At 63.0% G+C, this 26194-nt stretch carries 20 protein-coding genes and 1 pseudogene; 14 read left to right on the top strand and 7 right to left on the bottom strand.

Annotated elements, in window-relative coordinates; translation table 11 throughout:
• Window positions 1-12: 12 nt before the first annotated feature.
• Genes fliR through AC56LY_RS02470 form a run of 3 tightly spaced genes read left to right on the top strand, consistent with a single transcriptional unit; the run spans window position 13 to window position 4017 of the window.
• Window positions 13-792, top strand: coding sequence for a flagellar biosynthetic protein FliR (gene fliR, locus AC56LY_RS02460; RefSeq protein ID WP_499576267.1), 780 nt, complete (start codon window positions 13-15; stop codon window positions 790-792).
• Window positions 782-1918, top strand: a complete 1137-nt coding sequence (gene flhB / locus AC56LY_RS02465; RefSeq protein WP_499576271.1) for a flagellar type III secretion system protein FlhB — start codon at window positions 782-784, stop codon at window positions 1916-1918. The genes fliR and flhB overlap by 11 nt, the downstream gene beginning before the upstream one ends.
• Window positions 1915-4017, top strand: a complete 2103-nt coding sequence (locus AC56LY_RS02470; RefSeq protein ID WP_499576274.1) for a flagellar biosynthesis protein FlhA — start codon at window positions 1915-1917, stop codon at window positions 4015-4017. The genes flhB and AC56LY_RS02470 overlap by 4 nt, the downstream gene beginning before the upstream one ends.
• Here AC56LY_RS02470 and AC56LY_RS02475 read toward each other — a convergent pair whose 3' ends face one another.
• The 4 genes and pseudogenes from AC56LY_RS02475 to AC56LY_RS02490 all read right to left on the bottom strand — a co-directional run.
• A complete protein-coding gene (locus AC56LY_RS02475; protein ID WP_499576277.1) occupies window positions 4018-5643 on the bottom strand; it encodes an MFS transporter in 1626 nt (541 codons plus the stop codon).
• A 135-nt stretch (window positions 5644-5778) separates the two neighbouring features.
• Complete coding sequence (locus AC56LY_RS02480; protein WP_499576280.1) at window positions 5779-6627, bottom strand: hypothetical protein; 849 nt, start codon at window positions 6625-6627, stop codon at window positions 5779-5781.
• Window positions 6628-6713: 86 nt separating this feature from the next.
• Window positions 6714-7349 (bottom strand): flagellin, encoded by a 636-nt coding sequence (locus AC56LY_RS02485; protein ID WP_499581924.1) that lies wholly within the window; start codon window positions 7347-7349, stop codon window positions 6714-6716.
• A 152-nt stretch (window positions 7350-7501) separates the two neighbouring features.
• Window positions 7502-7916, bottom strand: a pseudogene (locus AC56LY_RS02490) (flagellin N-terminal helical domain-containing protein); the annotation flags it as partial.
• 208 nt (window positions 7917-8124) lie between these two features.
• On the opposite strand from AC56LY_RS02490, the gene AC56LY_RS02495 reads away from it, so the two are divergent.
• Together AC56LY_RS02495 and AC56LY_RS02500 are read left to right on the top strand one after the other, a co-directional pair.
• Window positions 8125-10332 carry a TonB-dependent receptor gene (locus tag AC56LY_RS02495; RefSeq protein ID WP_499576282.1) on the top strand — a complete coding sequence of 736 codons (2208 nt, stop codon included), beginning with the start codon at window positions 8125-8127 and terminating at the stop codon, window positions 10330-10332.
• A 189-nt stretch (window positions 10333-10521) separates the two neighbouring features.
• On the top strand, window positions 10522-10749 hold the full coding sequence (locus tag AC56LY_RS02500) for a hypothetical protein (protein ID WP_499576284.1): 228 nt from the start codon (window positions 10522-10524) through the stop codon (window positions 10747-10749).
• An 81-nt stretch (window positions 10750-10830) separates the two neighbouring features.
• Here AC56LY_RS02500 and AC56LY_RS02505 read toward each other — a convergent pair whose 3' ends face one another.
• Window positions 10831-10983: a hypothetical protein gene (locus AC56LY_RS02505; protein ID WP_499576286.1), complete on the bottom strand. Its 153-nt coding sequence runs from the start codon at window positions 10981-10983 to the stop codon at window positions 10831-10833.
• An 804-nt stretch (window positions 10984-11787) separates the two neighbouring features.
• Between AC56LY_RS02505 and dusA the strand changes: the two genes are divergently transcribed.
• The 4 genes from dusA (at window position 11788) to AC56LY_RS02525 (ending at window position 16060) form a co-directional block, all read left to right on the top strand.
• The gene (dusA, locus tag AC56LY_RS02510) at window positions 11788-12813 is read left to right on the top strand and encodes a tRNA dihydrouridine(20/20a) synthase DusA (protein WP_499576288.1); all 1026 of its coding nucleotides are present in this window, start codon (window positions 11788-11790) and stop codon (window positions 12811-12813) included.
• A gap of 357 nt (window positions 12814-13170) precedes the next feature.
• On the top strand, window positions 13171-14979 hold the full coding sequence (locus AC56LY_RS02515) for a methyl-accepting chemotaxis protein (RefSeq protein WP_499576290.1): 1809 nt from the start codon (window positions 13171-13173) through the stop codon (window positions 14977-14979).
• Between the two features lie 89 nt (window positions 14980-15068).
• Entirely contained in the window at window positions 15069-15413 is a 345-nt protein-coding gene (locus tag AC56LY_RS02520) for an energy transducer TonB (RefSeq protein ID WP_482897717.1), read from the top strand.
• Window positions 15414-15634: 221 nt separating this feature from the next.
• Entirely contained in the window at window positions 15635-16060 is a 426-nt protein-coding gene (locus tag AC56LY_RS02525; protein ID WP_499576292.1) for a YXWGXW repeat-containing protein, read from the top strand.
• A 37-nt stretch (window positions 16061-16097) separates the two neighbouring features.
• Here AC56LY_RS02525 and AC56LY_RS02530 read toward each other — a convergent pair whose 3' ends face one another.
• Complete coding sequence (locus tag AC56LY_RS02530) at window positions 16098-17678, bottom strand: sensor domain-containing diguanylate cyclase (protein WP_499576295.1); 1581 nt, start codon at window positions 17676-17678, stop codon at window positions 16098-16100.
• Window positions 17679-17821: 143 nt separating this feature from the next.
• Window positions 17822-18490 (bottom strand): pentapeptide repeat-containing protein, encoded by a 669-nt coding sequence (locus tag AC56LY_RS02535; protein WP_499576298.1) that lies wholly within the window; start codon window positions 18488-18490, stop codon window positions 17822-17824.
• A gap of 66 nt (window positions 18491-18556) precedes the next feature.
• On the opposite strand from AC56LY_RS02535, the gene AC56LY_RS02540 reads away from it, so the two are divergent.
• The 5 genes from AC56LY_RS02540 to AC56LY_RS02560 all read left to right on the top strand — a co-directional run bounded on the left by AC56LY_RS02540 (window position 18557) and on the right by AC56LY_RS02560 (window position 26027).
• A complete protein-coding gene (locus tag AC56LY_RS02540; RefSeq protein WP_499576300.1) occupies window positions 18557-18754 on the top strand; it encodes a hypothetical protein in 198 nt (65 codons plus the stop codon).
• Between the two features lie 102 nt (window positions 18755-18856).
• Window positions 18857-20329: a hypothetical protein gene (locus tag AC56LY_RS02545; protein WP_499576303.1), complete on the top strand. Its 1473-nt coding sequence runs from the start codon at window positions 18857-18859 to the stop codon at window positions 20327-20329.
• Window positions 20326-21804, top strand: a complete 1479-nt coding sequence (locus AC56LY_RS02550; RefSeq protein ID WP_499576305.1) for a hypothetical protein — start codon at window positions 20326-20328, stop codon at window positions 21802-21804. The genes AC56LY_RS02545 and AC56LY_RS02550 overlap by 4 nt, the downstream gene beginning before the upstream one ends.
• 40 nt (window positions 21805-21844) lie before the next feature.
• Window positions 21845-22279, top strand: coding sequence for a hypothetical protein (locus tag AC56LY_RS02555; RefSeq protein ID WP_499576307.1), 435 nt, complete (start codon window positions 21845-21847; stop codon window positions 22277-22279).
• A 25-nt stretch (window positions 22280-22304) separates the two neighbouring features.
• Window positions 22305-26027 carry a tubulin-like doman-containing protein gene (locus tag AC56LY_RS02560; protein WP_499576310.1) on the top strand — a complete coding sequence of 1241 codons (3723 nt, stop codon included), beginning with the start codon at window positions 22305-22307 and terminating at the stop codon, window positions 26025-26027.
• The last annotated feature ends 167 nt before the right edge of the window (window positions 26028-26194 follow it).

The following is a 26194-nucleotide window of genomic DNA, read 5'->3' on the forward strand; positions in this document are numbered from 1 at the left end:
GGGCGCGCGCCGATGGAACTGTACGGCTTCCTGATGCCCCTGATCGGCGCCCTGTGGTGGCCATTCTGCCGCATCATGGCGATGATGATCACCGCGCCGGTACTGGGCGATGGCACGATTCCCATCGCGGTGCGCGCGCTGCTGGCGGTGGTGCTGTCGTTCCTGATGCTGCCGCTGACCAGCAAGGGCGCGATGCCCGATCCGTTTTCGCTGGCCGGCGTGCTGGCGATGTTCGAGCAGGCCGTGATCGGCGCCGTCATCGGCCTGGCACTGCAGTTCGCAATGGCGGCCATCAGCATGCTGGGTTTCCTGGCCTCGAGCCAGATCGGCTTTTCGATGGCGACGATGAACGACCCGGTCAACGGCCAGGCGTCGGACGTGATTTCCAGCCTGATGGCGCTGGTGGCGATGCTGGTGTTCTTTGCCATCGACGCGCACCTGGTGCTGGTGGCGGTGCTGGGCCAGAGTTTCCTGGCCTGGCCGGTCGGCGGCGGGCTGCAGCCGATGCTGCTCGAAGCCGTGGCGCTGAACCTGAGCTGGGTGTTCGCCGCCGCCATCCTGCTGGCGCTGCCGCTCGTGTTTTCCACAGTGGTGGTGCAGATCGGCTTTGGTTTTCTGAATCGCGTCGCGCCCAGCCTGAACCTGTTTTCACTGGGTTTTTCACTGGTGACGATTTTTGGCCTGCTGATGCTGATCCAGCTGGTGCGCTTTATCCCCGAGCACTACATCGCGATGACCAACCAGGTGCTGGAAATGCTGACCGAACAAATGAGGCTGGCCCATGGCCGATAGCAGCAGCGGCGACAAGACCGAAAAACCCTCGGCACAAAAGCTCAAGAAAGCGCGTGACGAGGGGCAGGTGGCGCGTTCGCGCGACCTGGCCACGGCCGTCGGGATCCTGATCAGCCTGAAGATCTTCATGCTGATGCTGCCCGGCTACCTGGAAGACATGCGCCACCTGTTTCGCCTCGTGTTCGTGCCCCTGCGCGAGGCGGGCGACCTGGAAAACGCGATGTCGACGGTGTTTTCGTCAGCGTTGCTGCTGCTCGTGCACATGGTGCTGCCATTGGTGGCTGTGCCGGTGGCGATCGTCATTGCCGGCGCGATCCCGGGCGGCATTGTTGCCAGCGGCAAGAACCTGGCGCCGAAGTTCAGCCGCCTCAATCCGCTGACCAATCTGGGCAACCTGTTCAAGCAGAAGCACTGGGTGGGCTTTTTGACGTCGGCAGCCAAGGCGATCGTGCTCGGGATCGTGCTGTGGCATGTCTCGAGCGGCAGCATCAAGGGCTACATCGAGTTGCAGCGCATGCCCCTGGACAACGCCATCGCGGTCGGCGGGACACTCGTGTTCGATGCGCTGATGGCGCTGGTGACGGTGTTCGTGATCTTCGCGCTGATCGACGTGCCGGTGCAGAGTTTTCTGTTCATGCGTAACCAGCGCATGAGCAAGCAGGACATCAAGGAAGAGCACAAGAGCAGCGAAGGCCGGCCCGAAATCAAGCAGCGCATCCGCCAGCTGCAACACCAGCTGGCCCAGCGCAGCGTGCGCAAGTCGGTGCCGACGGCCGACGTGGTGATCGTCAATCCCGAGCATTACGCGGTCGCGCTGAAGTACGACGTCGACCGCGCCGAGGCGCCGTTCGTGGTGGCCAAGGGCGTCGACGAGATGGCACTGTTCATCCGCCGCATCGCCACCGAAAACAAGATCGAGACACTCGAGCTGCCGCCGCTGGCGCGTGCGATTTATCACACGAGCCAGGTGCAGCAGCAGATTCCGGCACCGCTGTACCAGGCCGTGTCGCAAGTGCTGAATTATGTTTTACAACTGAATGCGTTCCGTGCAGGCAGGCGCCAGGCGCCGCCCCGGTTCCCCAACGAGGTGGTCGTACCACCGCACCTGAGTGAGGCTCCAGCATGACCGTAACGAATTCCTTCAACGCCTTCGTCGGAGAACTGCGCCGCCACAAGTTCGCCGCGCCCGTGTTCCTGATCGCGCTCCTGGGCATGATCATCCTGCCGCTGCCGCCGATCCTGCTCGACGTGCTGTTCACGTTCAACATCGTGCTGGCGCTGATCGTGATCCTGGTGGCCGTGACGGCGCGGCGCCCGCTCGACTTCTCGGTGTTCCCGACCGTGATCCTGGGCACGACCCTGATGCGCCTGGCGCTGAACGTGGCCTCGACCCGGGTGGTCCTGCTGCACGGCCACGAAGGCACGCATGCGGCCGGCCAGGTCATCGAATCGTTCGGCAACGTCGTCATCGGCGGCAATTTCGTCGTCGGCCTGGTGGTGTTCGTGATCCTGATGATCATCAACTTCATCGTCGTGACCAAGGGCGCCGAACGCATCTCGGAAGTCTCGGCGCGCTTCACGCTCGATGCGCTGCCGGGCAAGCAGATGGCGATCGACGCCGACCTCAATGCCGGCCTGGTCAACCAGGAACAGGCGACTACGCGGCGCAAGGACGTCGCGGCCGAAGCCGACTTTTATGGCGCGATGGACGGCGCCTCGAAATTCGTGCGCGGCGACGCCATCGCCTCGATCCTGATCCTGATCATCAACCTGATCGGCGGTATCGCCATCGGTTCGCTGATGCACGACCTGCCGCTGGCCGACTCGTTCCGCGTCTACGCACTGCTCACGATCGGCGATGGCCTGGTGGGCCAGATCCCGGCGCTGCTGCTGTCGGCCGCCGCCGCGATCCTGGTCACGCGCATTGGCGAATCGGGCGACCTCGAAGATCAGGTCAGCCAGCAATTGCTGGCCCGGCCGGGCGTGTTGTACTCGGCTGCCGGCGTGATGATGATCCTGGCGATCGTGCCGGGCATGCCCTGGTGGTTCTTTACGGTCGCTGCTGGCGTGCTGGCCTGGGTCGGCTGGACCATGGCCAAACGCATCGTTGCGCCGGACGTGGCGGGCGTCGCGAAGATCGAGGCTGCGCTGCGCGACGACCGCGTGCCCGAACTCGATTGGCAGGCGCTGCCGGTGGTGCAGGCGGTCACGGTGGCGGTGGGCTACAAGCTGGTGGGCATGATCGACCGCGCCCAGGCTGAGCCGCTGGCCAAGCGCATCAAGGGCGTGCGCCAGAGCCTGTCGGAGCAGATGGGGATGCTGCTGCCGGCGATCTCGGTGCGTGACGACCTGGCGCTGCGCCCGACGCAATACGCGATCAGCCTGTCGGGCACCGTCGTGGCCGAGGCCGAAGTCATGCCCGACCATCTGCTGGCAATCCCGTCGCCGAACGTGTACGGCGAACTCGATGGCATTCCCGGGATCGAGCCGGCCTACGGGATGGCAATCACGTGGATCCTGCCCGAGCAGAAGGCGCACGCGCTGGGCCTGGGCTACCAGGTGGTCGAAGTGCCGAGCGCGATCGCCACGCACGTGTCGAAAGTGGTGCGCGAATACCTGCACGAATTGTTCCGCCACGAAGACGTGCCGGCAATCATGGAACGCCTGACGGCGCTGTCGCCCAAGCTGGCCGCCGCGCTCGACAAGGCGCTCACGCACACCCAGCTGCTGCGCGTGTTCCGCGTGCTGCTGACCGAAGGCGTGTCATTGAAGGACATCGTGGTGATCGCCACCACGCTGCTCGACAGCTCGGAGACGACCAAGGATCCGATCCTGCTGGCGGCCGAAGTACGCTGCGCGCTGCGGCGCCAGATCGTCTCGACGCTGTTCGGCAAGAAGAAGGACATGCCGGCCTTTAACCTGTCGGCCGAACTGGAAAACATGCTGCTCGGGTCCCTGAACCAGGCGCGCCAGAATGGCGGCGGCAAGGTCGCGCTGGACAATTACCCGATCGACCCGCAACTGCTGTCGCAACTGCAGATCAACATGCCGGTCGCGCGCGAACAGATGAAGGGCCAGCAAACGCCCCCGCTCTTGCTGGTGCTGCCGCAGGTACGGCCGCTGCTGGCCCGTTACGCGCGGCTGTTCGCACCGGGCCTGCACGTGCTGTCGTACAACGAGATCCCCGAAAACCGCGACGTGTCGATCGTCGGCACGGTGGGCTGATCAGCCCTTCGCCACCAGGCGCCGCGTGATCACCGGGCCGTCCGGGCCCAGGTGAAACGCCAGCTTGCGCTCGCGCAGTGCGGCGTCGCCCGCGGTGGCGCGGTCGAAGCGGCGCAGGTGTTCGGTCCAGGACGGATCGATGATCTGCTCGGTAAATAATCCTGGATCGCTGACGTCGCGCAGCAAGGTCCAGCTCAGTGCGCCCTGGCGCAGGCGCGCGCGCCGGCTCAGTTCCATCAGTGCCATGAACGCCTCGGTGCGGGCCGGGTCGATCCGGTATTCGACTGTCAGCACGAGGCGCCCGCCGTCCTGCAGCGGCGAGAGCGACGGCGCCAGCGCCTTGAGCGCCGACGACGGCGTCATGTCTTCGAGCAGCTCGCGGTCCTGGATGGCGCGCAGCACGAGTGCCATGACGACCACGCTGCTGCCGGCCGCATACAACAGGCTGTGCTGCACGCTGTCGAGCGTCGCGACCTGGCCCCAGACCGCGGCGCCCGTCGCACTCGCGCCCATGAGCGCCATCTGGTAGATCGACATCCCGCGCGCCCGCACCCAGTCGGGCAGGGCCATCTGCATCGACACGCTCAGCGAATTGGCCGACACGATGAACGCCATCCCCGACAGCCACATCGCGCCAGAGGTCAGGACCACGTTCGTGCTGATGGCCGCCACCGCGATCATCGCCGCCGACAGCACGGTGCTGCCCATGACGAGCCTGTCGCGGCTGAACGCCTGGCGCATGCGCGGCAGGAAAAACACGGCGCTGATCGCGCCGCCGCCCATGCAGGCCAGCAGCAGCGTGAACACGCCGGCGCCACCACCACCCTGCGCGCGTGCCACCAGTGGCAGCAGCGCCATCAGGGCCGTGGAGTGGAAGAACGACGCCGCCACCCGCGCCAGCACTGCCTTGACGCGGTTGGAGTGCCGCGCAAACTGCAGGCCGACGCGCATCGCGCCGCCGATCCGCTCGCGCCCCAGCGGACTTGGCACGTGCGTGCGGCGCCAGCGCATGATCACGAAGCCCGAAATCACCGACAGCACCGCATTGAGCACGAACACATAGGCGCTGCCCAGGCTCGCGATGATGGCGCCCGCCGCCAGCGGTCCGGCGATGCGCGACGCGTTCATCGCCACGCCATTCAATGCCAGCGCGGCCGGCAGCTGCGCGCGTGGCACCAGTTCGGGCACGATCGCCGAGAACACGGGCCAGCGCATGGCCAGGCCGATGCCGTTGGCAAAGGTGAGCGCCAGCAGCACCGGCGGCGTGATGGCGTCGGCCAGGATCACCGCACACAGGATCGTGGCCACGATGGCGACCCAGAACTGCGTGATGATGAAGTAGCGCCGGCGGTCGAGGATATCGGCCAGCGCGCCGCTGGGCAGGCCGAGCAGGAAGACGGGCAGCATCGATGCGGTCTGCACAAGGGCGACCCAGATCGGCGCGGTCGTCAGCGATGTCATCATCCAGGCGGCGGCCACGTCGTTCATCCACATGCAGGTGTTGGCGATCAGCCAGGTCAGCCACAGCATGCGGAACACGGGCGCGCGCATCGGCCCGAATGCCGACGGCGGCGGCGCGGCGTCGTTGGCCGAGGATGCCGGAAGGGGAGGCAGGGGCAACTTCATGCAGATGGGCTCATCGGAAACAGGGGCGATGGCCGCGAGCGTATGCAACGTGTCATTGGAAAGGCAGATGCGTGAAGACAACTGCCATTGTAGTCGGCGCAGCGCCGATGGCGGCGCGCAGGTCAGTCCGGTCTGTCAGCCGCGTGCGCGCTGCGCAGGCAGCAGCAGCGCCAGTTCGGCCACGGCGCGAAACACGGCCGGCGTCAGCGCTTGCGCCGCTTCTTCGGCATTGGCGATCATCGCGTGACTGCGTCCGGGGGGCAGGGCATCGCGAAAGCCCCAGCGCAGCACGGTCAGGCCGGCCCGAGACAGCGCCGTTTCGAGTTCGGGCTGCAACCAGCGCAGGCGCGTGAGCGCGCTGGCGTCTGGCGCGCAGACCTCGATCACCAGCCCCTGCGGCGTCGGTTCGACCTGGATCACGACGGCGCTGCCATCGGCCAGTTCGAGTTCGAGACGCAGCGCGGCGCGCGCACGGCGCCGGCGGCCTGGTGGCTTGTCGGCCTCATCGGCCAGCACGGCCAGGTGCTGCGGCGTTTCGCCACCGCCATGCACCGTGAAGCGCCAGGCATCCTGGTGCGTCGCGAGCAGCTGGGGCTGGTGCACGACCTGGCCCTGTTGCCCTGCAGCGAGCATCGCCGGCGACAAATGCCCGCCCATGTCGGCCAGCGCGCGGCTGGTCAACTGGCTCCCATGATTGCGTACCTGGCTGCGCCAGGCGCGCGCCAGGCCGGCGGCGTCCTGCTGCTGATAGGCGAGCTGACGTGCCATCAGCACCTGATCGGGCCGCATCGCCGCGCCGTCCGCACCGGACTCGGCCGATGGCTGGCCGGCTGCTTGTGGTTCCGGCGCGCGGGGCGCGGAAAACGGCAGCGGCAGCGCATCGGCGCCGCCGGCCAGCACGGCAGCCGGGGCCACCACGGCGCCGACCTGCAGTGGCGCGAGGACGGGCGGGGGCAGCGCGGCAACGGGGAACATGTGGGCCATCAGAGTGCCTGTCAAGAATAAAAAAAGGCCAACCGTGTGGCTGGCCTTGGATTTCTAACCCGGGGTGAGGCCCGGGCTTGCGGCCATTATTGCAGCAGGGACATGACCATCGACGACAGGCTGTTCGACTGCTTGAGCATCGCGGTACCGGCTTGCAGCAGCATCTGGTTCGACGTCATGCTGGCGCTTTCGGTAGCGAAGTCGACGTCCATGATGCGACCGGCAGCAGCCTGGGTGTTGCTGCTGACGTTGGCCAGGTTGGTGTTGGCGTGTTCGAGACGGTTGGCGGTTGCACCCAGCGACGAACGGACTGCGCCCAGCGAATCGATCGCGGCCTGCAGATTGTCCACAGCCAGATTCGCGCTGCCGTCGGCGGTCAACTCGGTACCCGTTACGGTGCTCGCCACGCCAAACGAGTTGTAACGTGAGCTGATAGTGACCAACGAGGTTTGCATCGAGTTCATCTGAGCCGACAGATCCAGTTCCATGGTCTCGCTGCTCGATGCGCCGATCTGGAAATTCAGCTTGTCGCTAAATTTGCCGGCACCGCCGATGGCTGCCTGGGATGCAGTGACGCCCGCCAGATAATCGGTTGCAGAGGTTGCTGCGGTATCGGCTTTCCCGGCCGCTTCCGTCGCTTTGTCAAAAGCGATCTTTGCCGTTGCCATGGTCTGCAGCAGAGCTGCGTCTGGCGCCGCGTTGTAGTTGTGCACTGCAAGCATGTAATCCTGTGCAGCGCCAGTGCCGGTTGGCGCGTCAGCAGCAGTCGCACCCGGGGTCGAGGTACCAAGGATCGCGTCCGCATTGGCCTTTGCCAAGTTTGCTGCGGTTGATTTTGCCGTGGCAGCGGTGACATCGGCGGTAACTGCTTTGCTGTTGAGCAGCTTGGCGCCACCGAACGAGGTGTTGCCCACGATGTTGGTCAGTTCGCTGGCCAGTGCGTCGTATTCCGACTGCATGGCGGTCTTGTCGGCTGCGTTCGACGATGCATCGGCTGCCTGGGTGGCCAGATCCTTCATGCGCACCAGGATGTTGCTTGCTTCGCCCAGCGCGCCTTCGGCGGTCTGCATCATCGACGTGGCGTTCTGGGTGTTGCGCATGGCGACGGCCATGCCGCTGCTCTGTGCTTTCAGGCGGGTTGCGATCTGCAGGCCGGCAGCGTCGTCCATGGCCGAGTTGATGCGGTAGCCGGTCGACAGGCGGGTCATCGAGGTCGACAACGAACCCTGGTTACGGGAAATCGCGTTTTGTGCGGACAGGGCGGCGTTGTTGGTATGAAGGCTCAGCATGTTGAACTCCTGAAATAGGTAGGGGGGAGAATTCGGTAATTTCGAGCGCTTCGTTCGCTCTCATGAGTACAGGGCGACAAATTGCCGAACGGCATTAAATTTATTTTGAAATTCTTTTTGGCGATGGCTTTGAGTCAGATGAGAATGATGATGATAACGATTCTCATTACTGGTAGAATGTGTTTTTCCCAAGTCTTTCCCAGCCAACATGAATCCACTGCGCCACTCGTCGTCGTTCGCCACCGCCCCCCATAAACACTCGCTGCTTGCGCGCCTTGTCAGGAGCGCATTGGGCGGCGCCGTTGCGTCGGCACCGATCCTGTGGCTGCCGCTGGCAGCCAGTGCCCAGGACATGGCGCCAGCCCCGGTCGAGCAGGTCGTCATCACCGGTGCCAAGGTGCAAGCCGATCCTGCCTACGCGGGCGGCCAGATCAGGCGCAGTGGCGGCCTGGGCGTGCTGGGTGAGGCGGACATCATGAAGACGCCGTTCTCCACCACCAACTACACATCGCAGATCCTCGAAGACCAGCAGGTGCGCACGCTGGCCGACGTGGTCGTCAACGAAGCCTCGGTGCGCGTGATGACCTCGACCGGTGGCTTCAGTGAAGACTTCCAGATCCGCGGCTTCAATGTCACCAGCGGCGACGTCGGCATGAACGGCTTGTACGGCCTGTCGTCGTCGAACCGGATGCCAGCCGCCATCATGGAGCGCGTCGAAGTGCTCAAGGGCCCGGGCACGCTGATGTACGGCATCAGCCCGAACGGCAGCGTCGGTGGCAACATCAACATCGTCACCAAGCGCGCCGGCGACCAGCCACTGACGCGCGTGACGGCCACCTATGAGAGCCAGGCGCTGTTTGGCAACCATGTCGACGTCGGCCGCCGTTTTGGCGAGGACGGCGCCTGGGGCGTGCGCGTCAACGGCGTGATCCGTGGCGGCGACACCAATATCGACGAGGGCAAGCAGGACTTTGGTCTGGCCGCAATCGCGCTCGACTACCGCTCGCCCAAGCTGCGCTGGACCCTGGACAGCTATGGCCAGCAAGAAAAGACCGACAACTTCCGCGCGCAGAACAGCTTCCGTCCTGACATCACGTCGATCCCGGCGCCACCGTCGGGCCACCGCGCCGTGTACCGCGGCGCCGACCTCGAGTTCCGCGATGCGACGATTGCGTCGCGCCTCGAATACGATGTGTCGAACCAATTGATGGTCTACGCGACGGCTGGCTACCACTACGGCGCCAGCGAGCAGGACTTCCCGACGGCGCGCGCACTGAACGGAGTCGATGCTGCCGGTAATTTCCGCCTGACCAACGCCTGGTACGACGCCTATGCGCGCAGCAAGACCGGCGAAGTCGGCGCCCGCCTGAGCCTGGATACGGCCGGCATCAAGCACTTCATCACCGCCTCGGTCTCGCGCCTGGACAGCGAAGCCGGCAGCTTCTACCTGTCGGCCGCGCCAAGCTCGTCGCAGCTCTCGAGCATCTACAACCCGGTCGCGATCACGCCGATGACGGGCAACCGCCTGGCGCCGACCAAGACCTCGGAAACCGAGCTGTCGAGCGTCTCGCTGACCGACACGCTGACGTTCCTGGACGGGCGCGTGCTGTTTACCGGCGGCTTGCGCAAGCAAAAGGTATCGCTCGACAACCTGGCGCCGAGCGGCGCGGTGACGGGTTCGTACAGCGAAAGCGCCGTGTCGCCGCTGGCTGGTCTGGTCGTCATGCCGATGGAAAACGTGTCGCTGTATGCCAACTTCACGTCGGGCCTGAGCCGCGGCAGCGTTGCCCCGCCTACGGCCGCGAATGCCGGCGAAGTGTTCGCCCCGTTCAAGTCCAAGCAATATGAAGTGGGCACGAAGGTTGACACCGGTCGCGTGCTGTTTGGCGCCGCCGTGTTCCAGATCGACCGCCCGAACGCCATCACCGATCCGCTGACGACGGTCTATAGCCTGGACGGCACGCAACGCAACCGCGGCCTGGAACTGTCGGCGGTCGGCGAAGCCGCACCGGGACTGCGCCTGATGACGAGCGCCACGTTCTACAACGCCAAGCAGCAACGCACCGCCGGCGGCATCAACGAAGGCAAGAAAGCCACGGGCGTGCCGAAAAACGCGTTCAACGCCGGCGTCGACTGGGACTTGCCATGGATTAGCGGCCTGAGCCTCAACGCCCGCGCGATCCACACGGCCGAGCTGGCGCAGAACGTCACCAATACTGTGTACATCTCGTCATGGACCCGCTTCGACCTGGGCGCGCGCTATCGTACCGAGTTGATGGGCAAACCAGTGGTGCTGCGCGCGAGTGTCGAGAATGCCGCCAACAAACGCTACTGGCTGTCGAGCAGCACGCTGGCGACGGTCGGCACGGCGGCAGCGCCGCGTACCGTGCTGTTGTCGGCGCAGGTCGACTTCTAATTTACACTGCGTCGTTATCCGGGACCTGCCTGCATGGTAAATGCAGGCAGGTCCTGTTGTTTTTGGCAACGACAATGCGCCGCACAAGATCCGGAACAAAATTTATTCGAAACGTTGTTTTGCGGTAACTGAATCGCGTGAATTCTGTTGCTCTAGGGTATAGTTCCTCATATATTTTGCGAACATGTGATGAAACTTATAACCTTTGAAATCAGTGATCGTTCCCTTGCCATCACTACAGTGAAAAAAGCTGGAGAGCAATGGGACTGCGTATTAACGGCTTCCAGCCATGCCGGTGATGGTGCGATGTCAGCCATCGTCCAGCAACAGATCAAGTTTGACGGCGCGTATTGCGCTGATATGGTGCTGGAGAAGGCGGTTGATTTCAGTGGGGCTTTCCTGCAGTTGATGATGTAGTGTTGTTGGCGCCGGTTTGTACCCGTCCCTCGGGAGGTTGGATGCGACGGAATGCGCCGTTTCATTGTCGCCGTACTTCGCTCAGCAGATCGACTTCAGATGAACCTCAAGCAGAATATCTTCAGGTGATACCACCTTGTTCTTCAGCAGCAAATCGATACTTTTGGGAAGCACCACTGGGATTTCGACAGGCCAAATATCAGCGAGCGGATCTCCAGTACGCATCTTGCTCATACTCATTTGTCGCCGGAGATTCAAGACCTCCTCATCCGAAAATATAGCCAAATCACTACAGCGGTAAATCATCTCTCCTATCGAGACTTTCCATCGCTTCTTCAGTTCAAGAAAGTGATTCAAGCGACTTGAAAAATCTTCGCTAAGAAACGTGGCCGAGCTAGAGATTCATGTAAGTTGCATAAAATGCAATGCCGCTCTTGATTTCGGCTTGCTTGCCCTCCATATTCTGTTCCATGCGGAAATCCTCCCGCGTGTCAAAATCTTGGGAGTATAACAATGGCACTTAAGCCAGGACCAAAACCGATTGCAAAATCAACAGGGCTGCCGGATCAGCGTCGCCGTGATAACAAAACTACGCCAGGGAATAATCCGGCCGTAAAGCCGAGCGTACCTAGCAAGCCCCCCAAAAAGTAAATGATAGAGGCGTCAACTTCCGTGCTAACCCGGCAGTTGGCGCGTCGATAATAACGGCGACTTCGATGCCTTGCAGGTCTGGGCGATCGCTTTTCTGGACCGGTGACCACAACACGGTCTCAAGACACGACTACGGTGTCAGGTCTGACATTTGGACATGACCTCAACTTAACCTTCTCAGACTCGGCGCTTGCATAGCGCTGCCCAAGCCTTGGTACGCGACCTGAACAACCCCGACGGTATCTTTACTCCAGTCTAGTGTTCGTGCATCGTGGCGCCTACCACAACCGATCTAGCAGCATGCATGCAGCGTCAACAGCTTTGGCTTATGATGGCGCGTTTTCGACAGTATTCATTGCCTGCTCTCCAGGCGACCAGACCCCCAGCATGAGCACTACTTCGACCATTCCGGCTGCTACTGCCGTTGTCCCGCCATCTCGCCGCCTGTCGGTCGCCCCCATGATGGACTGGACCGACCGCCACTGCCGCGTCTTCCACCGGCAGATCACCCGCCACACCTGGCTCTACACCGAGATGGTCAACACCGGCGCTCTGGTCTACGGCGACGCCGAGCGTCACCTGCGCTTTGACGACATCGAGCATCCCGTCGCCCTGCAGCTGGGCGGCAGCGACCCCGGCGATCTGGCCAAGAGCGCCAAGCTCGGTGAACAGTGGGGTTACGACGAAATCAACCTGAACTGCGGCTGCCCCTCCGAGCGCGTCCAGAAGGGCTCTTTTGGCGCCTGCCTGATGAATGAGCCGCAACTGGTGGCCGACTGCGTCAAGGCGATGCGCGATGCCGTCTCGATCGACGTCACCGTCAAGCACCGCATCGGCATCGATCACAATGAAGAATACGGCTTCGTGCGCGACTTTATCGGCACGGTCGCCGACGCCGGTTGCAAGACGTTCATCGTGCACGCCCGCAACGCGATCCTGAAAGGCCTGTCGCCAAAGGAAAACCGCGAGATTCCGCCGCTGCGCTACGCCGTGGCGTATGAACTCAAGCGCGAGTTTCCTGATCTGGAAATCATCATCAACGGCGGCATCAAGAGCGACGACGAGATCGCGCTGCACTTGCAGCATGTCGATGGCGTCATGCTCGGGCGCGAGGCCTATCACAACCCGTGGACAATGGCCGACTGGGATGCCCGTTTCTACGATGCGCCCGGCGCGCCGCGCACGCGGATCGACGTGCTGGAAGCGATGATCCCGTACATCGACGCGCAGCTGCGCCAGTACGGGCCGCTGGGCTTGAAACTGAACAGCATCACACGTCACATGCTGGGCCTGATGCAGGGCTTGCCGGGCGCGCGCGTCTTCCGCCAGACGCTGTCGGATTCCAAGCAGCTGGCGCTGGGCGATGCACGCCTGTTGCTGGCCGCGGCTGCCCGGATGCCAGCCACCGCATAAGCATAATTTCGCTGCCAAAAAGCGTGCCTCGGCACGCTTTTTTTTCGTCTGTCGACAAATCGAGACATTTCCTTATCGAAACCATCACGACCGGCCAAATTTGCTTGCCGATGGGCAACCCCAGTTCCATAATGCCCACTTGTTCTGTTTCTTGGTTTATATCAACGTTGTTGTTATATAGAAACAATTCATTCGAGAAATAGATTTTCACGCTAGGCGATGGAGTCTTCATTTATCCTTCAGGAAATAGCTGAAAACTATAGGAAACGCAGATTTCACTTGCGCATCGTGCGGCGTATCGCGGGACGCGATCTCAACCAAACGAGTTTTGATCAATAAGTTACAGGGAAAACACGAATGAATTTGAACAACATGAAGGTCGGCACCCGTCTGGCCCTCGGTTTTGCACTGGTTCTGGTACTGCTGGTGGCAGTTGCGGTGGTTGGTATCCTGCGCATGGCGCAGATCCAGGATCGCCTGGACCACGTGGTCAGCGTCAGTAATGTATCGACCGGTCTGGTGGTTGAGATGCGTAACAACGTCAGCGATCGCCTGGCTTCCCTGCGCGTGCTGACCTTGATGACCGACCCGGCCGACATGGAACCGGAAATCGTCAAGTTCAAGGAACAAACCGCCAAGTACGATGCCGCCCAGGCCAAGCTGGCTGCGTTGTTTGCAACCTATGCCAACGGCCAGGAAAAGACGCTGCTGAACCAGATCAAGGAACACGAAGCGACCGCGATGCCCGCCATTGCCCGCGCTACCGACCTGTATCTGGCGGCAAACGCGATGGGCGCCACCCGCGTGATGATCCGCGAAGTTCGTCCTGTGCAGCGCAAATGGACCGACGCCCTGAACGCGCTGTCGGCCCTTGAAGACAAGCAGAATGCGCAAAGCAAGGCCGATGCCGAAACCGCGTTTGCCAATGCCCGTAACTTCATGCTGGTCCTGTTGGTGCTGGCCGTCGTCATCGGTATCGTCGCTGCCGTGGTCATTACCCGCAGCCTGCTCAAGCAGCTCGGCGGCGAACCGGCCTACACCGCAAAGATCGCCGGTAGCATCGCCCATGGCGACCTGTCGATCGCCATCGACACCAAAGCATCGGATCGCGGCAGCCTGCTGGTCGAAATGAAAGAAATGCGCAACAGCCTGGTTGGTATCGTCGAGCAAGTGCGTCGCGGTACGGAAACCATCGGCACCGCCTCGCGTGAAATCGCCGCCGGTAATATCGATCTGTCGTCGCGTACCGAACTGCAGGCAAGCTCGCTGGAAAAGACCGCCTCGGCGATGGAAGAGCTGACCGCGACCGTGAAACAGAATGCCGACAGTGCCCGCGAAGCCAATGCGCTGGCGGCAACCGCGTCGGACGTGGCCCGCAAGGGTGGCGATGTGGTGTCGCAAGTGGTCGGCACGATGGGCGAGATCAATACATCGGCCAACAAGATCTCGGACATCATCGGCGTCATCGATGGCATCGCCTTCCAGACCAACATCCTGGCGCTGAACGCGGCAGTCGAAGCGGCCCGTGCCGGTGAACAGGGCCGTGGCTTTGCGGTCGTGGCATCCGAAGTGCGCAATCTGGCGCAACGTTCGGCAGCGGCAGCAAAAGAAATCAAGACGCTGATCGGCGACTCGGTCGAGAAGGTCGAGCGCGGCAGCAAGCTGGTCGGCCAGGCCGGCGTGACGATGGACGAAGTGGTCTCGAGCGTCAAGCGCGTGACCGACATCATGAGCGAGATCGCCAACGCCAGCGCCGAGCAGAGCGCCGGTATTGCCCAGGTCAACACGTCGATCATCGAGATGGACAGCATGACGCAACAAAACGCTGCGCTGGTGGAACAAGCTGCCGCCGCTGCCCAGAGTCTGCAGGACCAGGCCGGCGAACTGGCCCGCGTGGTCAGCATCTTCAAGCTGGAAGAGGGCGAAGAGCACCACGTTCCAACCCAGGCCCAGCCCCAGACCCATGCTCCGGCAGCGGCGCCGGTCGTGACCACCACTGCCGTGGTGACGCGTCCCGTCGTCAAGCGTCCGGCGCCACCGGCACTGAAGAAGCCAGCCGCAGCCTCGGCCGCACCGAAAAAACCGGACGACGCCGTTGCAACGCCGAAGCCGAAGAAAGCCGCCGTCAGCGCCACCGCCAGCGCCGACGAGTGGGAAGAGTTCTGATTTTTAAGTAGTCGACCAGCGCCGGCCCGTCGTGCGGCGCACACCAAGACCATTGCCGTTCAATTCAAAAACCTTAAGTGGGGAAAATTATGAAAAACCTGTCCGCCAAACTGTTCGTTGCACTGACCCTGACCGCCGCTGCCGGCGCGAGCTTCGCCGCTGAAACCGCTGCTCAGTTCGATCCAAAGAAATGCAGCATCGAGTACCCGAAGGCGTCGCTGATGAATGAAGAGCAGGGCACGACCACCGCGTCGTTCCTGGTCACTGCGGACGGTACCGTGACGGAATCGAAGATCGACAAGTCGAGCGGCTTCAAGAACCTGGACCGCGCGCTGGTCAAGGGCCTGACCTCGTGCAAGTTCAAGCCGGGCACCAAGGATGGCGCACCAGCACAGACCTGGACCAAGATCGACTACGCCTTCAAGCTGGACTGATCTACGCTTCCTGATGCGCAGCCGGCACCCTGTGCCGGCTGCGTTGTTTCAGCACCCCGCAGTACGCACTTCAACGTTGTATCCCCCGCCCCGAATAATCTTGGTTGTTACAAGATTGTTGCCATATGTTACTACTGTAATCACTTGGTTCAATCCCGTTTTTCGTCGCATGTGCCCGCTATAGTGGGGTCATACAAACAGAAACCGAAACGGAGCACACCATGAAAACCTTTCTCTCGACCGCTACCGCCGCCGCTGCCGCGCTCCTGATCGGCACCTCGGCTTTCGCACCAGTGCAAGCGCAGCCGCACCATCAGCGCGCCGACGTCATCATCATCAAGAAAGCGCCGCCAGCACTGCGCCGCGAAGCCGTGCCAAACGCGCGCCGTGGTTTTGACTGGGTGCCGGGTTACTGGAACTGGAGCGGTCGCCGCCACGACTGGGTGGCTGGCCACTGGGAAAAAGTGCGTCCTGGCTACGCCTATCAGCGCGCACAGTGGCGCCAGGACCGTAATGGCTGGCAGCTTGACCGCGGCGGCTGGCGTCAGGAAGTGCGCGGCCGTGACAACGGCCCACGCGGCGACCGTGATCGCGACGGCGTCCCGAACCGCCACGACGACCGTCCGAACAATCCGAACCGCTATTGATGTAGATGTACCGGGCGGCGGCGATCCACGGCAAGCATCACGCCACCGGCCCGTCGTCGCCGCACACCAGGTTACGGCCTGACATCTTCGCCCGGTAAAGCCGGGCGTCGGCACGTTCAATCAGGGTGCTGGTGGCAACCGCCACGCCATCTCCGTTGGTTGCGACAGCAACCGACGTGTAGACGCCAGCGCTGATCGTCACGATGCCGGCGTCATTGCCGGTATGCGCGATCTGCAGCGCCATCACGGCGCAGCGGATGCGCTCGGCAACCATCCTGGCACCGGCCGGATCGGTATCGGGCAGCAATGCCACGAATTCTTCGCCGCCATAGCGCGCCGCCAGATCGGCCGGGCGCACCAGGCTGTCCCGCAGCGCTGCCGCCACCTGACGCAAACAGGCGTCGCCCGCCACATGGCCATAGGTATCGTTGAAGCGCTTGAAATGATCGACGTCGAGGATGACGATCGACAATGGCAGCCTGCTCCGCGCTGCGCGCGCGTGTTCCTTGGCCAGCACCGTTTCGAAGCGGCGCCGGTTGGCGATGCCGGTCAGGCCGTCGTGGTCGGCCAGCACGGTCAGTGCGCGGTTATGCTCTTGCAATTGCTCGCGCGCGCCGACCAGTTCATTCTGCAAGTGGTCGCGAATCATGATCTGGCGCACCAGCCGCCAGCCAAAACCCAGCAGCAGCACGATGGCGACAAACGTGATCGCCGCTTGCGTGAGCATCGACTGCAGCCATTTTTCAAGGATTTCCTGCTTCGATTGCGCAGTCGCGACAATCAAAGGATAGGTATCGAGGTGACGGTAACTGTAGAGTCGCTCGATGCCGTCGATCTTCGAGCGGCGTATGCCGCTGCCCACTGGTCCCTGGCGGATATACATCTGCTGGATGGGGCCGTTGCTCACGCTGGTGCCGATCAGCGACTCGCTGTGCGGCAGGCGGTAGACCATCGTGCCATCGTCAAGCGTGAGCATGACTACGCCAGCGCGGCCGACGTCGAAGCTTTCGTACAGTGTCGAAAAATACGCGATGCGGATGGTGCCGAGCGCCACGCCGGCAAAGGTGCCGTCAGGATGATCGAGCCGGCGTGACACCGGCAATATCCAGTCACCGGTCGACCGGCTGCGCACAGGTTTGCCCACGTGCACGCTGCGGTTCGGGTGCGTCAGGTGATATTGAAAGTATTCGCGGTCGACATTGTTGTACCGCGGCGTGCGGTCTTGCGAGGTCATCAGCCAGCGCCCGTCGGCGCCGAACACGAACAGCCCATGCAGCTCTTCGACCTGCGCTGCCATATTCTTCAGATGCAACTGCAGCCGGGTACGCGCCGGGCCATTGTCGACACCATCGGTTTCCACGCGCTCGACCACGCCGGCAAGCACGGTATCGACCACACGCACCGCGCTTTCGCCCTGCGCCGCCAGTGCATGCGACATATTGGCGGTGGCCACGGCCACCTCGGCCAGGCGCTCCTTGCGCGCGCGCCAGCTGTCCGAAATCTGGATCGCCAGCAGTAGCAGGCACAGCCCGATCACGAACAGCACGGCATTGCGCACGGCGGGGCGCTTTTCAGCGGTCAGGCGGGAGATTTCGGGAACGGTGCTGTGGTCTGGCATGACGGGGCGGTGAGGCGCCACTGGCGCAAACGCCATGGCCGTCAGCAGCAGTGACTCACAATACTGGTAGAAAACCGACGAATTGTCGCACAGCGCTGCTGGATCACTTGAATTGTCACCACCTTATTACAAAGCCGCGCAACTTACGCCACGCGCAGCCCCAGCTCACTGATCAGTTCTGCCGCCTGGCGCGGCGTTATCCAGGCGCCCTGAAACAGCTTGACGTCGGCCAGCGTCAAGCCGGACAGATCCGCTTCGCGCAGGTCGGCGTTATCGAAGCGCGCCTGCTTCAGGCTGGCGTTGCGCAGGCTGCCGCCTTCGAACACGGTGTCGCGAAAGTCGCAGGCGGCCAGGTCGGCATCGGAAAAATCGAGCGCCTTCAAGGTCGACTTGCGAAACGACATGCGGCGCAGGTCGGCGCCGATCAGCAAGCATTCTTCGAAGGTCAAGCCCAGATGCGCGCTTTCCTCGAAATTTGCACCCGTCAGCTTGCACCCCTTGAAGGTCAGCGAAGCCAGGCGCGCGCGGCGCCAGCTGCTGTTGTTCAGGTCGCAGCTCTGGAACTGCGCATCGGTCAGGTCGGCCGCCTCGAAATCGGCTTGCCTGCCACGGCAGCGTTGCCACGTCGTCTGCGCCATTTTGGCGGCGTAGAACGAGGTTTCGGCAATGCTGCAATTGATGAAACTGCTGCCACGCAGGTCAAGCCGCGACAGGTCGGCAGCATCGAGCACGCAATCGAGAAAGGTGACGCTGCCGTCAGCAAGCGCCGCATCAATGGCGTCACGGCCTGGAAATTGGGTAAATGTATGCATTGAATTGTTTCGAAAAAAGCGTTTTCCAAACTCCGCGACTGTTTTTCAAGTTCCCGGATTGCGCTGATGGCACGCAATATCACGCAAGGGGACAAGCGCGCCATCAACGACATAATGACTGCGGCAGTCTACCTGAATTCGGCCGTGCTCAATCCGTGCAAGATTCCACCAGGAATTGCTGGCGTTTTGACGGGCGGCGCCGCTGTTGTGCGCATGACGAGCGAGGCATCAGCTGCGTTTCCACTTGGACAAAAAAAAAGGTAAGATAGTGTCGCTCCCTTTATGTTTTTGATAAGCGCTTATTCCTGATCAAGCATATTGAAAACAGTTGAAGGGTAATCGTGTTTGAGAAATTCGGAATACAAGATGGATCATAAGAAATCGGCTGATTGGGAACTCGCTTCCGGCAGCTGGACGGTGGCAACCAACGATGGCGAGATTCGCCTCAATCGCACGTTGCTGGGCAATGCCGTCGCTGCCTCATTGGGTGTTGCAGACATTGCCGCCATCATGAAAATGCGTCGTGCCAACGGTGCGTCAACGCTGTATCCCCCCGATTTCAATTTCTCGCCAGTTGACGGCGCCCGGCTGGCGCCCAACGCCGCGAGCGGCGCCAGCTGGATCGCGCCAAGCGGGGCGTCGGCCATCACGGACGCCGGGATGCCCGAAGCTGTCGGCCTCAAGCGCACGCGCCACAGCGTGCCGGTCGATCGCCTGCGCCGGCATGACGCCGACAGCATGGCCGACATGGAACTGCCTCTGCCACCACCTGGCGAGTACGAATTTTTCTCCGGCACGTTCGGCACGGTCGATGTCGTTCTGCTGGCGCTCGATACGGGCAAGGGCACCCTGTTCGGCTGGTTGCCGGCGTCGCAAAAATGGCAGCCGCTGCTGGGCACCGGCACGCGCCTCTTGTCCGAGTCGACCTTGCCCGTGCATGCCTGGCGCGCCGAGATGGCAGCTGCCTTCAACAGCCGCCTGTATATCCCTACCGAGCATGGCATGGCGATGCTGGTGCCTGATTTCGCGGCGCTGCAGTTCCGCATCGATTACGTCGGCAACGCCCCGGTCGTGGGCGCGCCGGTGGCGTTCGATCACCAGGTGTGGGCGCCGATCCGCCATGAAGACGGCGTGGTGCAGTTCGTCTTTGCCGATGCCCATGGCGTGGCCGGTCCGCCACTGCGTGTCGATGGCCGCTGGGACCTGGGCGAAATGGGTGCGCCGTGCGCCTACGGCCGGCTTGCGGTCTGGCCCTGCAAGGCGGGGCAGTTGCGCCTGCAGAAAATGACTGATGGCAGTGTGGCGGCCACGTTCCTGGCCTGGCCAGAAGGCATCACGCCGCATTTCGAGTTCGGCAGCGCCCACATGGCGCGCTCGGGTTCGCTGTGGCAGTTGTGCTTTGACAGCCGTCTCGACAGTTATGTGTACGTGCGCCTTGGCGTGAACGAGCACGAACAGGTCGCCGCGCTCAATCCGCGCATCGGCTCGGGCACCATCAATTACCGCTTCGCCACCAAGCTGAAAACCGATCCGTGGATCGAGCCGGAACATGGCGACGATGGCGCGGCCAACACGGTCGTCGTGCCGCTGCTCGAGCTGGGCGAGCGCAGCGCCGTGCTGGGGCTGCGCATCGACAGCACGGCCGGCCTGGGCACCTTGCTCAATTCGGCTGAACGCATGCGCGCCCAACTGGTCTACGATGATGAGAACAACGACATCGTGTTTCACACCATCGCGGTCAGCAAACCATGGGAACTGCGCCTTTTCCTGCACAACGGGTATCTGTGGGCCTACCATCCCGGCATGCAGCGCATCCTCGGCTGGGACGTCCAGCAATGATGCCGCGCGCGTGGTGTGCGGCGCTCGCGAGCGTCGTCCTGGGTCTGTGTGCTGTGCCGGCGCAGGCCATTCAGCACGCGTTTCTGGTGCAGAATTCCGGCTGGATGGAGCCGTTCTACGCCGATCCGCAATCGCAGTTCAAACCGCTGATTGCCGCCGTGGCCAATGCCGCCGCGCGCCCGGGCGACAAGGTCATGGTGCTCGCGTTCAGCCAGTCCAGCGGCAGCAACGTCTCGCCGCAATTGCTGGGGCAGGGCGATGGCGCGGCCCAGGTGGCCGGCTGGCTGGCGCCGCTCGCGCCTGCGCGCAAGAGCCCTAGTGCACTGGCCGACACGGATTTTCGCGAAGCGGTGACCAAAACCATCGGTGAGACGTTCAAGTCGCGCCCCGGCATCATCTGGATTTTCACCAACAACAAGAACAGCCCCGGCAACGATCCCGCCACGGCGGCGCGCAACCTGGAGTTCTACCGGCTATTGCACCTGGAGCCATCCATCACGCGCACTGTGGTGTTCCCGCTGCGCATGCCGGTGCAGGGCAAGTTCTTTGCCGCAAAAGGTTTGATGGTCTACGGGCTGGCCTACGGCAAGGAAGCCGGCGACGAGCTGGGCCGTATGGTGGCCGAAGGCCGTCTGTCGACGATCCTGACCAAACCGCCGGCGCGCCTGAAACCGGTGGACCAGGACGGCGTGCGCATCGTGCCGCAGGCCGTGCTGAATACCCCGAACATGACGGCCTCGATGGGCACTGACAAGCGCACCGTCGTGCTCGACGTGGATGCTGACAAACTGGTCCCGCAAGTGCGCCTGAAAGCGTCGTTGCAGAATCTGTTCTATCCGTACCTGATTGCGCAGGCCACCGTCGATGGCCAGTTGCGTACGCGGGCCGGCACCACGCCGCTCATGGTGACACCAACAGCAGTGAGCAATCTTGCGCCGGGCGCCAGCCAGTCGATCGAGGTGAGCTTCAAGCTGCCGCTCGAAGAAGTGCCGTCGGCCTGGTCGCGCCAGGCGATCGCGGCGATGGGCAAGCAAGTGATCATGCCGATGTCGGTGAGCCTGGGCCTGAGCAATCAGCGGCTGGCCTTGCCAGCATCGTTCAAGACCGAGATGCAGGAACTGTTCCCGGGCGATCCGCTGTCGGACATGTTCGTGCCGCCCGACAGCGTGAAATCGTCCACGGCGCAGGTGCCGCTGATCGTGCGCGTGCAATATCCATTGACGCCCGTGCTCGTGATCGTCGGCGGCGTGCTGGCATTGCTGCTGGCGCTGGCTGCGCTCGCCTTCCTGGCCATGAAAACCACCCGCTATCCGGTCATGGTCAACGGCGTGCGCCGCAACGTGCTGCTCAAGCCGTTCAAGTCGCTGGCGATCAAGGCCGACGACGGCGCTGCGGTCGGCGAAATCCGGCGCGGGCTCGGTCGCCCGACCGTCGTGCAGGTCGAGCCGGGCCAGACGTTGACGATCGCGTCGTAATCCATTCAAGTAGTCTTTACCCCATTCAGGAGAACGTGGCATGACGCAGCAAGCAAAAGATAACGCAGGCTTTACCCTGCCGGCACCGGTCGAAGGCCAGCAGGCGCCAGTGGCGACGACCCCGGCGACCCCGGCAACGGGCACGCCCGAGACGGTCGAGTCGCTGCCGGTGACCACCGACGTCGACACGTCGTCGCGCGATGCGCTGATCGGCGGCGGCGTCCTGCTGGTGCTGTTCATTGCGTTCTTCTTTGCCAAAAATGCCTACGCCAACACGCTGGTGGCAAAACGTATTCAACCGGGCAAGGCGAATGCGGCCGGCTGGTGGCTGTTCATCTTTCTGGCCAGCCTGTCGACCGGCGTCGTGCTGGCGGCAATCAATGCACCGAAGTTCATGGCGCCCCTGATCATCGGACCACTGACGCTGATCGGCCTGATTGCGCTGGTGCTGATGCTGCTGTCTTCCCGCAAATAAGTACCCAGACCAGGAACCACGCGACATGGCAGATAATCTGAACCAAACGATCGGCGCCGGCACCGGCGAACGCAAGCAGGAGCAGAGCATCGACCTGCGCCCGACGCTGTTCATCGGCATCGGCGGCACCGGCATGGAAGTGCTGATGCGCGTACGCCGCCGCATCCTCAACACCCTGTGGGGCGGCAACGGCGCGCGCACCCGCGTCGACAGCCTGGCCGAATTTCCGGTCGCGCAGTTCATCCAGTTCGACCTCGACACGGGCGCCGTCATCGACAGCGGCCGCGCCCAGGCTGAAGACCTGCAATTTGACCAGGTCAAGTTCACCGACGAAGAGAAAATCGTCGAAGCGTTCGACATGGACAAGTACAGCCGTGACGACGACGCGCTCGAGAAATACCCGCACATCAAGGAATGGCTGTCGCTGACGCCAAAGAAAATCCGCGAACTGGGCATCGACCCGTCGAAGGGCGCGGGCCAGATCCGCGCCGTCTCGCGCCTGTACCTGTTCGACAAGTACACCAAGATCCGCGACAAGATCCGCCTGAAGCTCAAGACGCTCAAGGCCGGCCTGTCGCACGAGCAGCAACTGGCGCGCCTGGGCCTGCGCATGGAAACCGAGAAGTTCCGGATCGTCATCGTGGGCTCGGTGGCCGGCGGCACCGGCTCCGGCGCCTTCCTCGACATGGGTCTGCTGGCGCGCTGGCTGGCCAAGTCCGAGGTAGGCAATGCCGACGTCGAACTGATGCTGTTCTTGCCGACCGGCTACGCGGGCGCCAACAAGGAGCGCACCGAAGCGAATGGCTACGCCGCGCTGATGGAACTCGAATCAGCCATGCTCGGCAACAAGGGCTACGTGGGCCGCTGGGATGCCTACGACCAGCCGGAATTGCCGCGCGAGCCGTACAGCGAAGTCTATCTGATCGACTCGGGCAACCTGGCCCAGCAGCACACGAACGACGTCAAGGATGTCTACCACATGGTGGCCGACACGCTGTTCGAAGATTTTGCGTCGGGCGACTTCGCGCGCCGCAAGCGCTCGGTGGCCGTGAATCAGGCGCAGCACAAGAACTTCCTGCACGACGCGCTGGTGCCGAAGAACCGCTTTGCCGACATGCGCCTGTCGTACTCGAAGCGCTTCTCGTCATTCGGCCAGGCCGTGCTCGACACGCGCCAGGAAGCGCGGCGCGAAGAGCGCGCGCACCGCTGGGCCGGCGCGATGCTCAAGGCCTTCTTTGGCGTGGGCGGCGTCGACACCGGCGTGAACCGTGCCACCGACAAGCAGCGCGACGAATTCATGGCGGCCCAGATGGCGCTGCGCGCCGCGCCGTTCAGCGACTTCCCGACCTTCTCCGACCGCAACGTCGAGCTGAAACGCTCGAGCGGCGAGTTCCTCGATTACGCCCTCGTCGACGACCTGCTGCAGGACAAGCACGGCCTGCTGCTGGCCGGCGTCGAGCAGCGCGTCAATGCACGCATCGACAGCATCCGTACCGGGTTCGACCGCGCCGAGTGGCCGACGCAGGTGCGCGACACCGTCCAGCAGCTCGAGCGCGACTCGGTGCGCGATCAGGATTCCACCGCTGACACGACTGAAGACCGCGTCGTGAAGCGCCGCCGCGAAGTGCTCGAGCGCATCAAGCAGGCGATCCGCGACCAGCTCTACGCTTACCTCGACAACAAGGATTTCGGCGGCCTCGAATACGTGCTGTCGCTGGTCGAGCAGATCAAGGACCGCCTGGAAGCGCCAGGCACGGGCCTGATTAGCGCGCTCAAACTCAACAGCGAGCGTTACCGCGAGATCAAGGAAGCGGTGCGCACCCGCGAATACGAACGCCTGCTGGCCAACCTCGAACAAACCAAGGGCGGCTTCTTCAGCAGCAATAACGAAAAGCAGGCCGTCACGGTGCTGGACCACCTGCGCACCGAAATCGCCAACGCGCTCAAGTTCCACCTGCGCGCCAAGGCCGCCGACGAAGCGGCGATCCTGATGGCCGACCTGTCCGCCTGGCTGGGCAAGAAGAACGGTGTCGACGCGCAGGGCCGTGCCATCTGGAACGGTCTGGTCGGCGAATTGCAAGCCGGCCGCGAAGCCGTGCTGACCATGCTGGGCCAGCTGCAGCACGCCAACGCGATCATCCAGCAAGACCTGAACAAGGACCACGCCACGTTGATCACGGTGCCGGTGGCCGAGCGCAACGTGCCGATGCCGGGCGCGCTGCAACTGCGTGAATGGGCCGACGAGGCGTTCAAGGACCTGGGCGGCTCGAAGGTGCTGTTCCCGATGCTGGGCGACGCCGCCCAGCGCAGCGAGATCATCAATAAAGTCAAACGCATGGCCGAGCGGCAGTTGACGCTGGCCGGTGCGGGCGACGCGGAAACCGCCGATCACGATCCGTTGATCGAGGCGCTGGAACAGATGAACCCGGCCGAGCGGATGGACCGCTTCCGCAAACTGCTGGCCTGCGCGATGCCGTGGATCGACGCGAACCTGTCGGGCGACTTCACGGTGAAGGCCGACCAGTTCAAGTGCTTCGTGGGCGTGGCCAATGCCGACCGTTTCAAACGCCTGTTCGGTGCAGAACTCAATACCTGCGTGCCGACCCAGGCCAATATCACCGCAGCGCAATTGTCCATCGTCGAGACCGGCGTGCCGGGCCGCGCCGTCTGTTACTGCGAGCTGTCCGGGATTCCGATGACGGTGCTGCGCGGCATGGAAGGGTGGCGTACCAGCTACCGCAAGGAAGCCGAAAAGAACCCGACCCACACGCACATCGACTCGACCCAGTTCAGCCATCCGATGGCGCCGACCACCGACGAGATCAACCGCCTGGCCGAAGACTTCAAGCAGTACCTGCAGGCGATCATGCTGGGCATCCTGACCCGCTCGACCCAGCGCGTGATCCCGCGCGGGCAGTACCAGTTTGCCGTCGCGCGCGGTGACGTGCGCCGCATCGGCAACGAACGGGCGATTCGCCAGAACGGCTTGCCAGCCACCTACCGCGACGCCATCGTCGAGCGGGTGCAGGAACGTCTGGCCGAACTTGACGCGAGCCAGACTGTCGCTCTGGCGGCACTGGCGAGCTATTACGAGACTGCCGTCTACACGCCGAAACTGGTGGAAGACGCAACCGGCGCGCAGGATGATCGCAAGGGCTTTGCCAGCGCGATTGCCGGTGAAGCCAAACGCGAGCTGGCCGAGAAGGCGCGCCGCAAGGGCATGAGCCAGCGCGACATCGACCGCGCTGACGAGCAATTGCTCGAGGTGCTGACGGAGTGGGCGAGCGTCGTGCCGGATTCGGATGAAGACGCGTATGACTGGGAAGTGCGCGAGCCGGGCGAGGATGGCCATCTGCGCCTGAAGTACGTGATCAAGCCGGATGCGTTCAATGCCGGCAAGTTAGATGCCTTGCTGGCGCCGCAGGCTGCCGCGCCCGTTGCCACGTTCCCGGCTGGTGCGCCGGGAATGCCTGGCATGCCGCCGCCATTGGGTGCGACGCCACCACCACTGGGCATGCCGCCACCGCTCGTCGAGCATCAATATCACCTGGGCATTGGCGGGCAGCAGTTCGGGCCTTACAGCGCGCAGCAGATCGTGCAGATGGTGCAGGCGGGGCAGGTCGTGGTTGCCGGTACTAAGGTGTGGCGTGCGGGTCTTGCGGCGTGGGGTGAGCTGGGGCAGTTGCCGGAATTGACGATGCTGTTTGCAGCGCCGGCCTCGCCGCCGCCGTTGCCACCGATGCTGTGAGGACGAGACTTTGAAACAGTGTTCTGGCTGCAGCGTGACGCTGCAGGGTGAGGTGGCGTTTTGTCCATTCTGTGGTGAAGGGGTGGATGGGGCGTTGCGCAAGGTGGGGCAGGTTGCTGCTCCGGTTGCGGCTCAGAATGCTGCTCCGGTTGCTGCGGTACCGCCGC

The organism is Telluria sp. ZT3P25, from assembly GCF_059685895.1.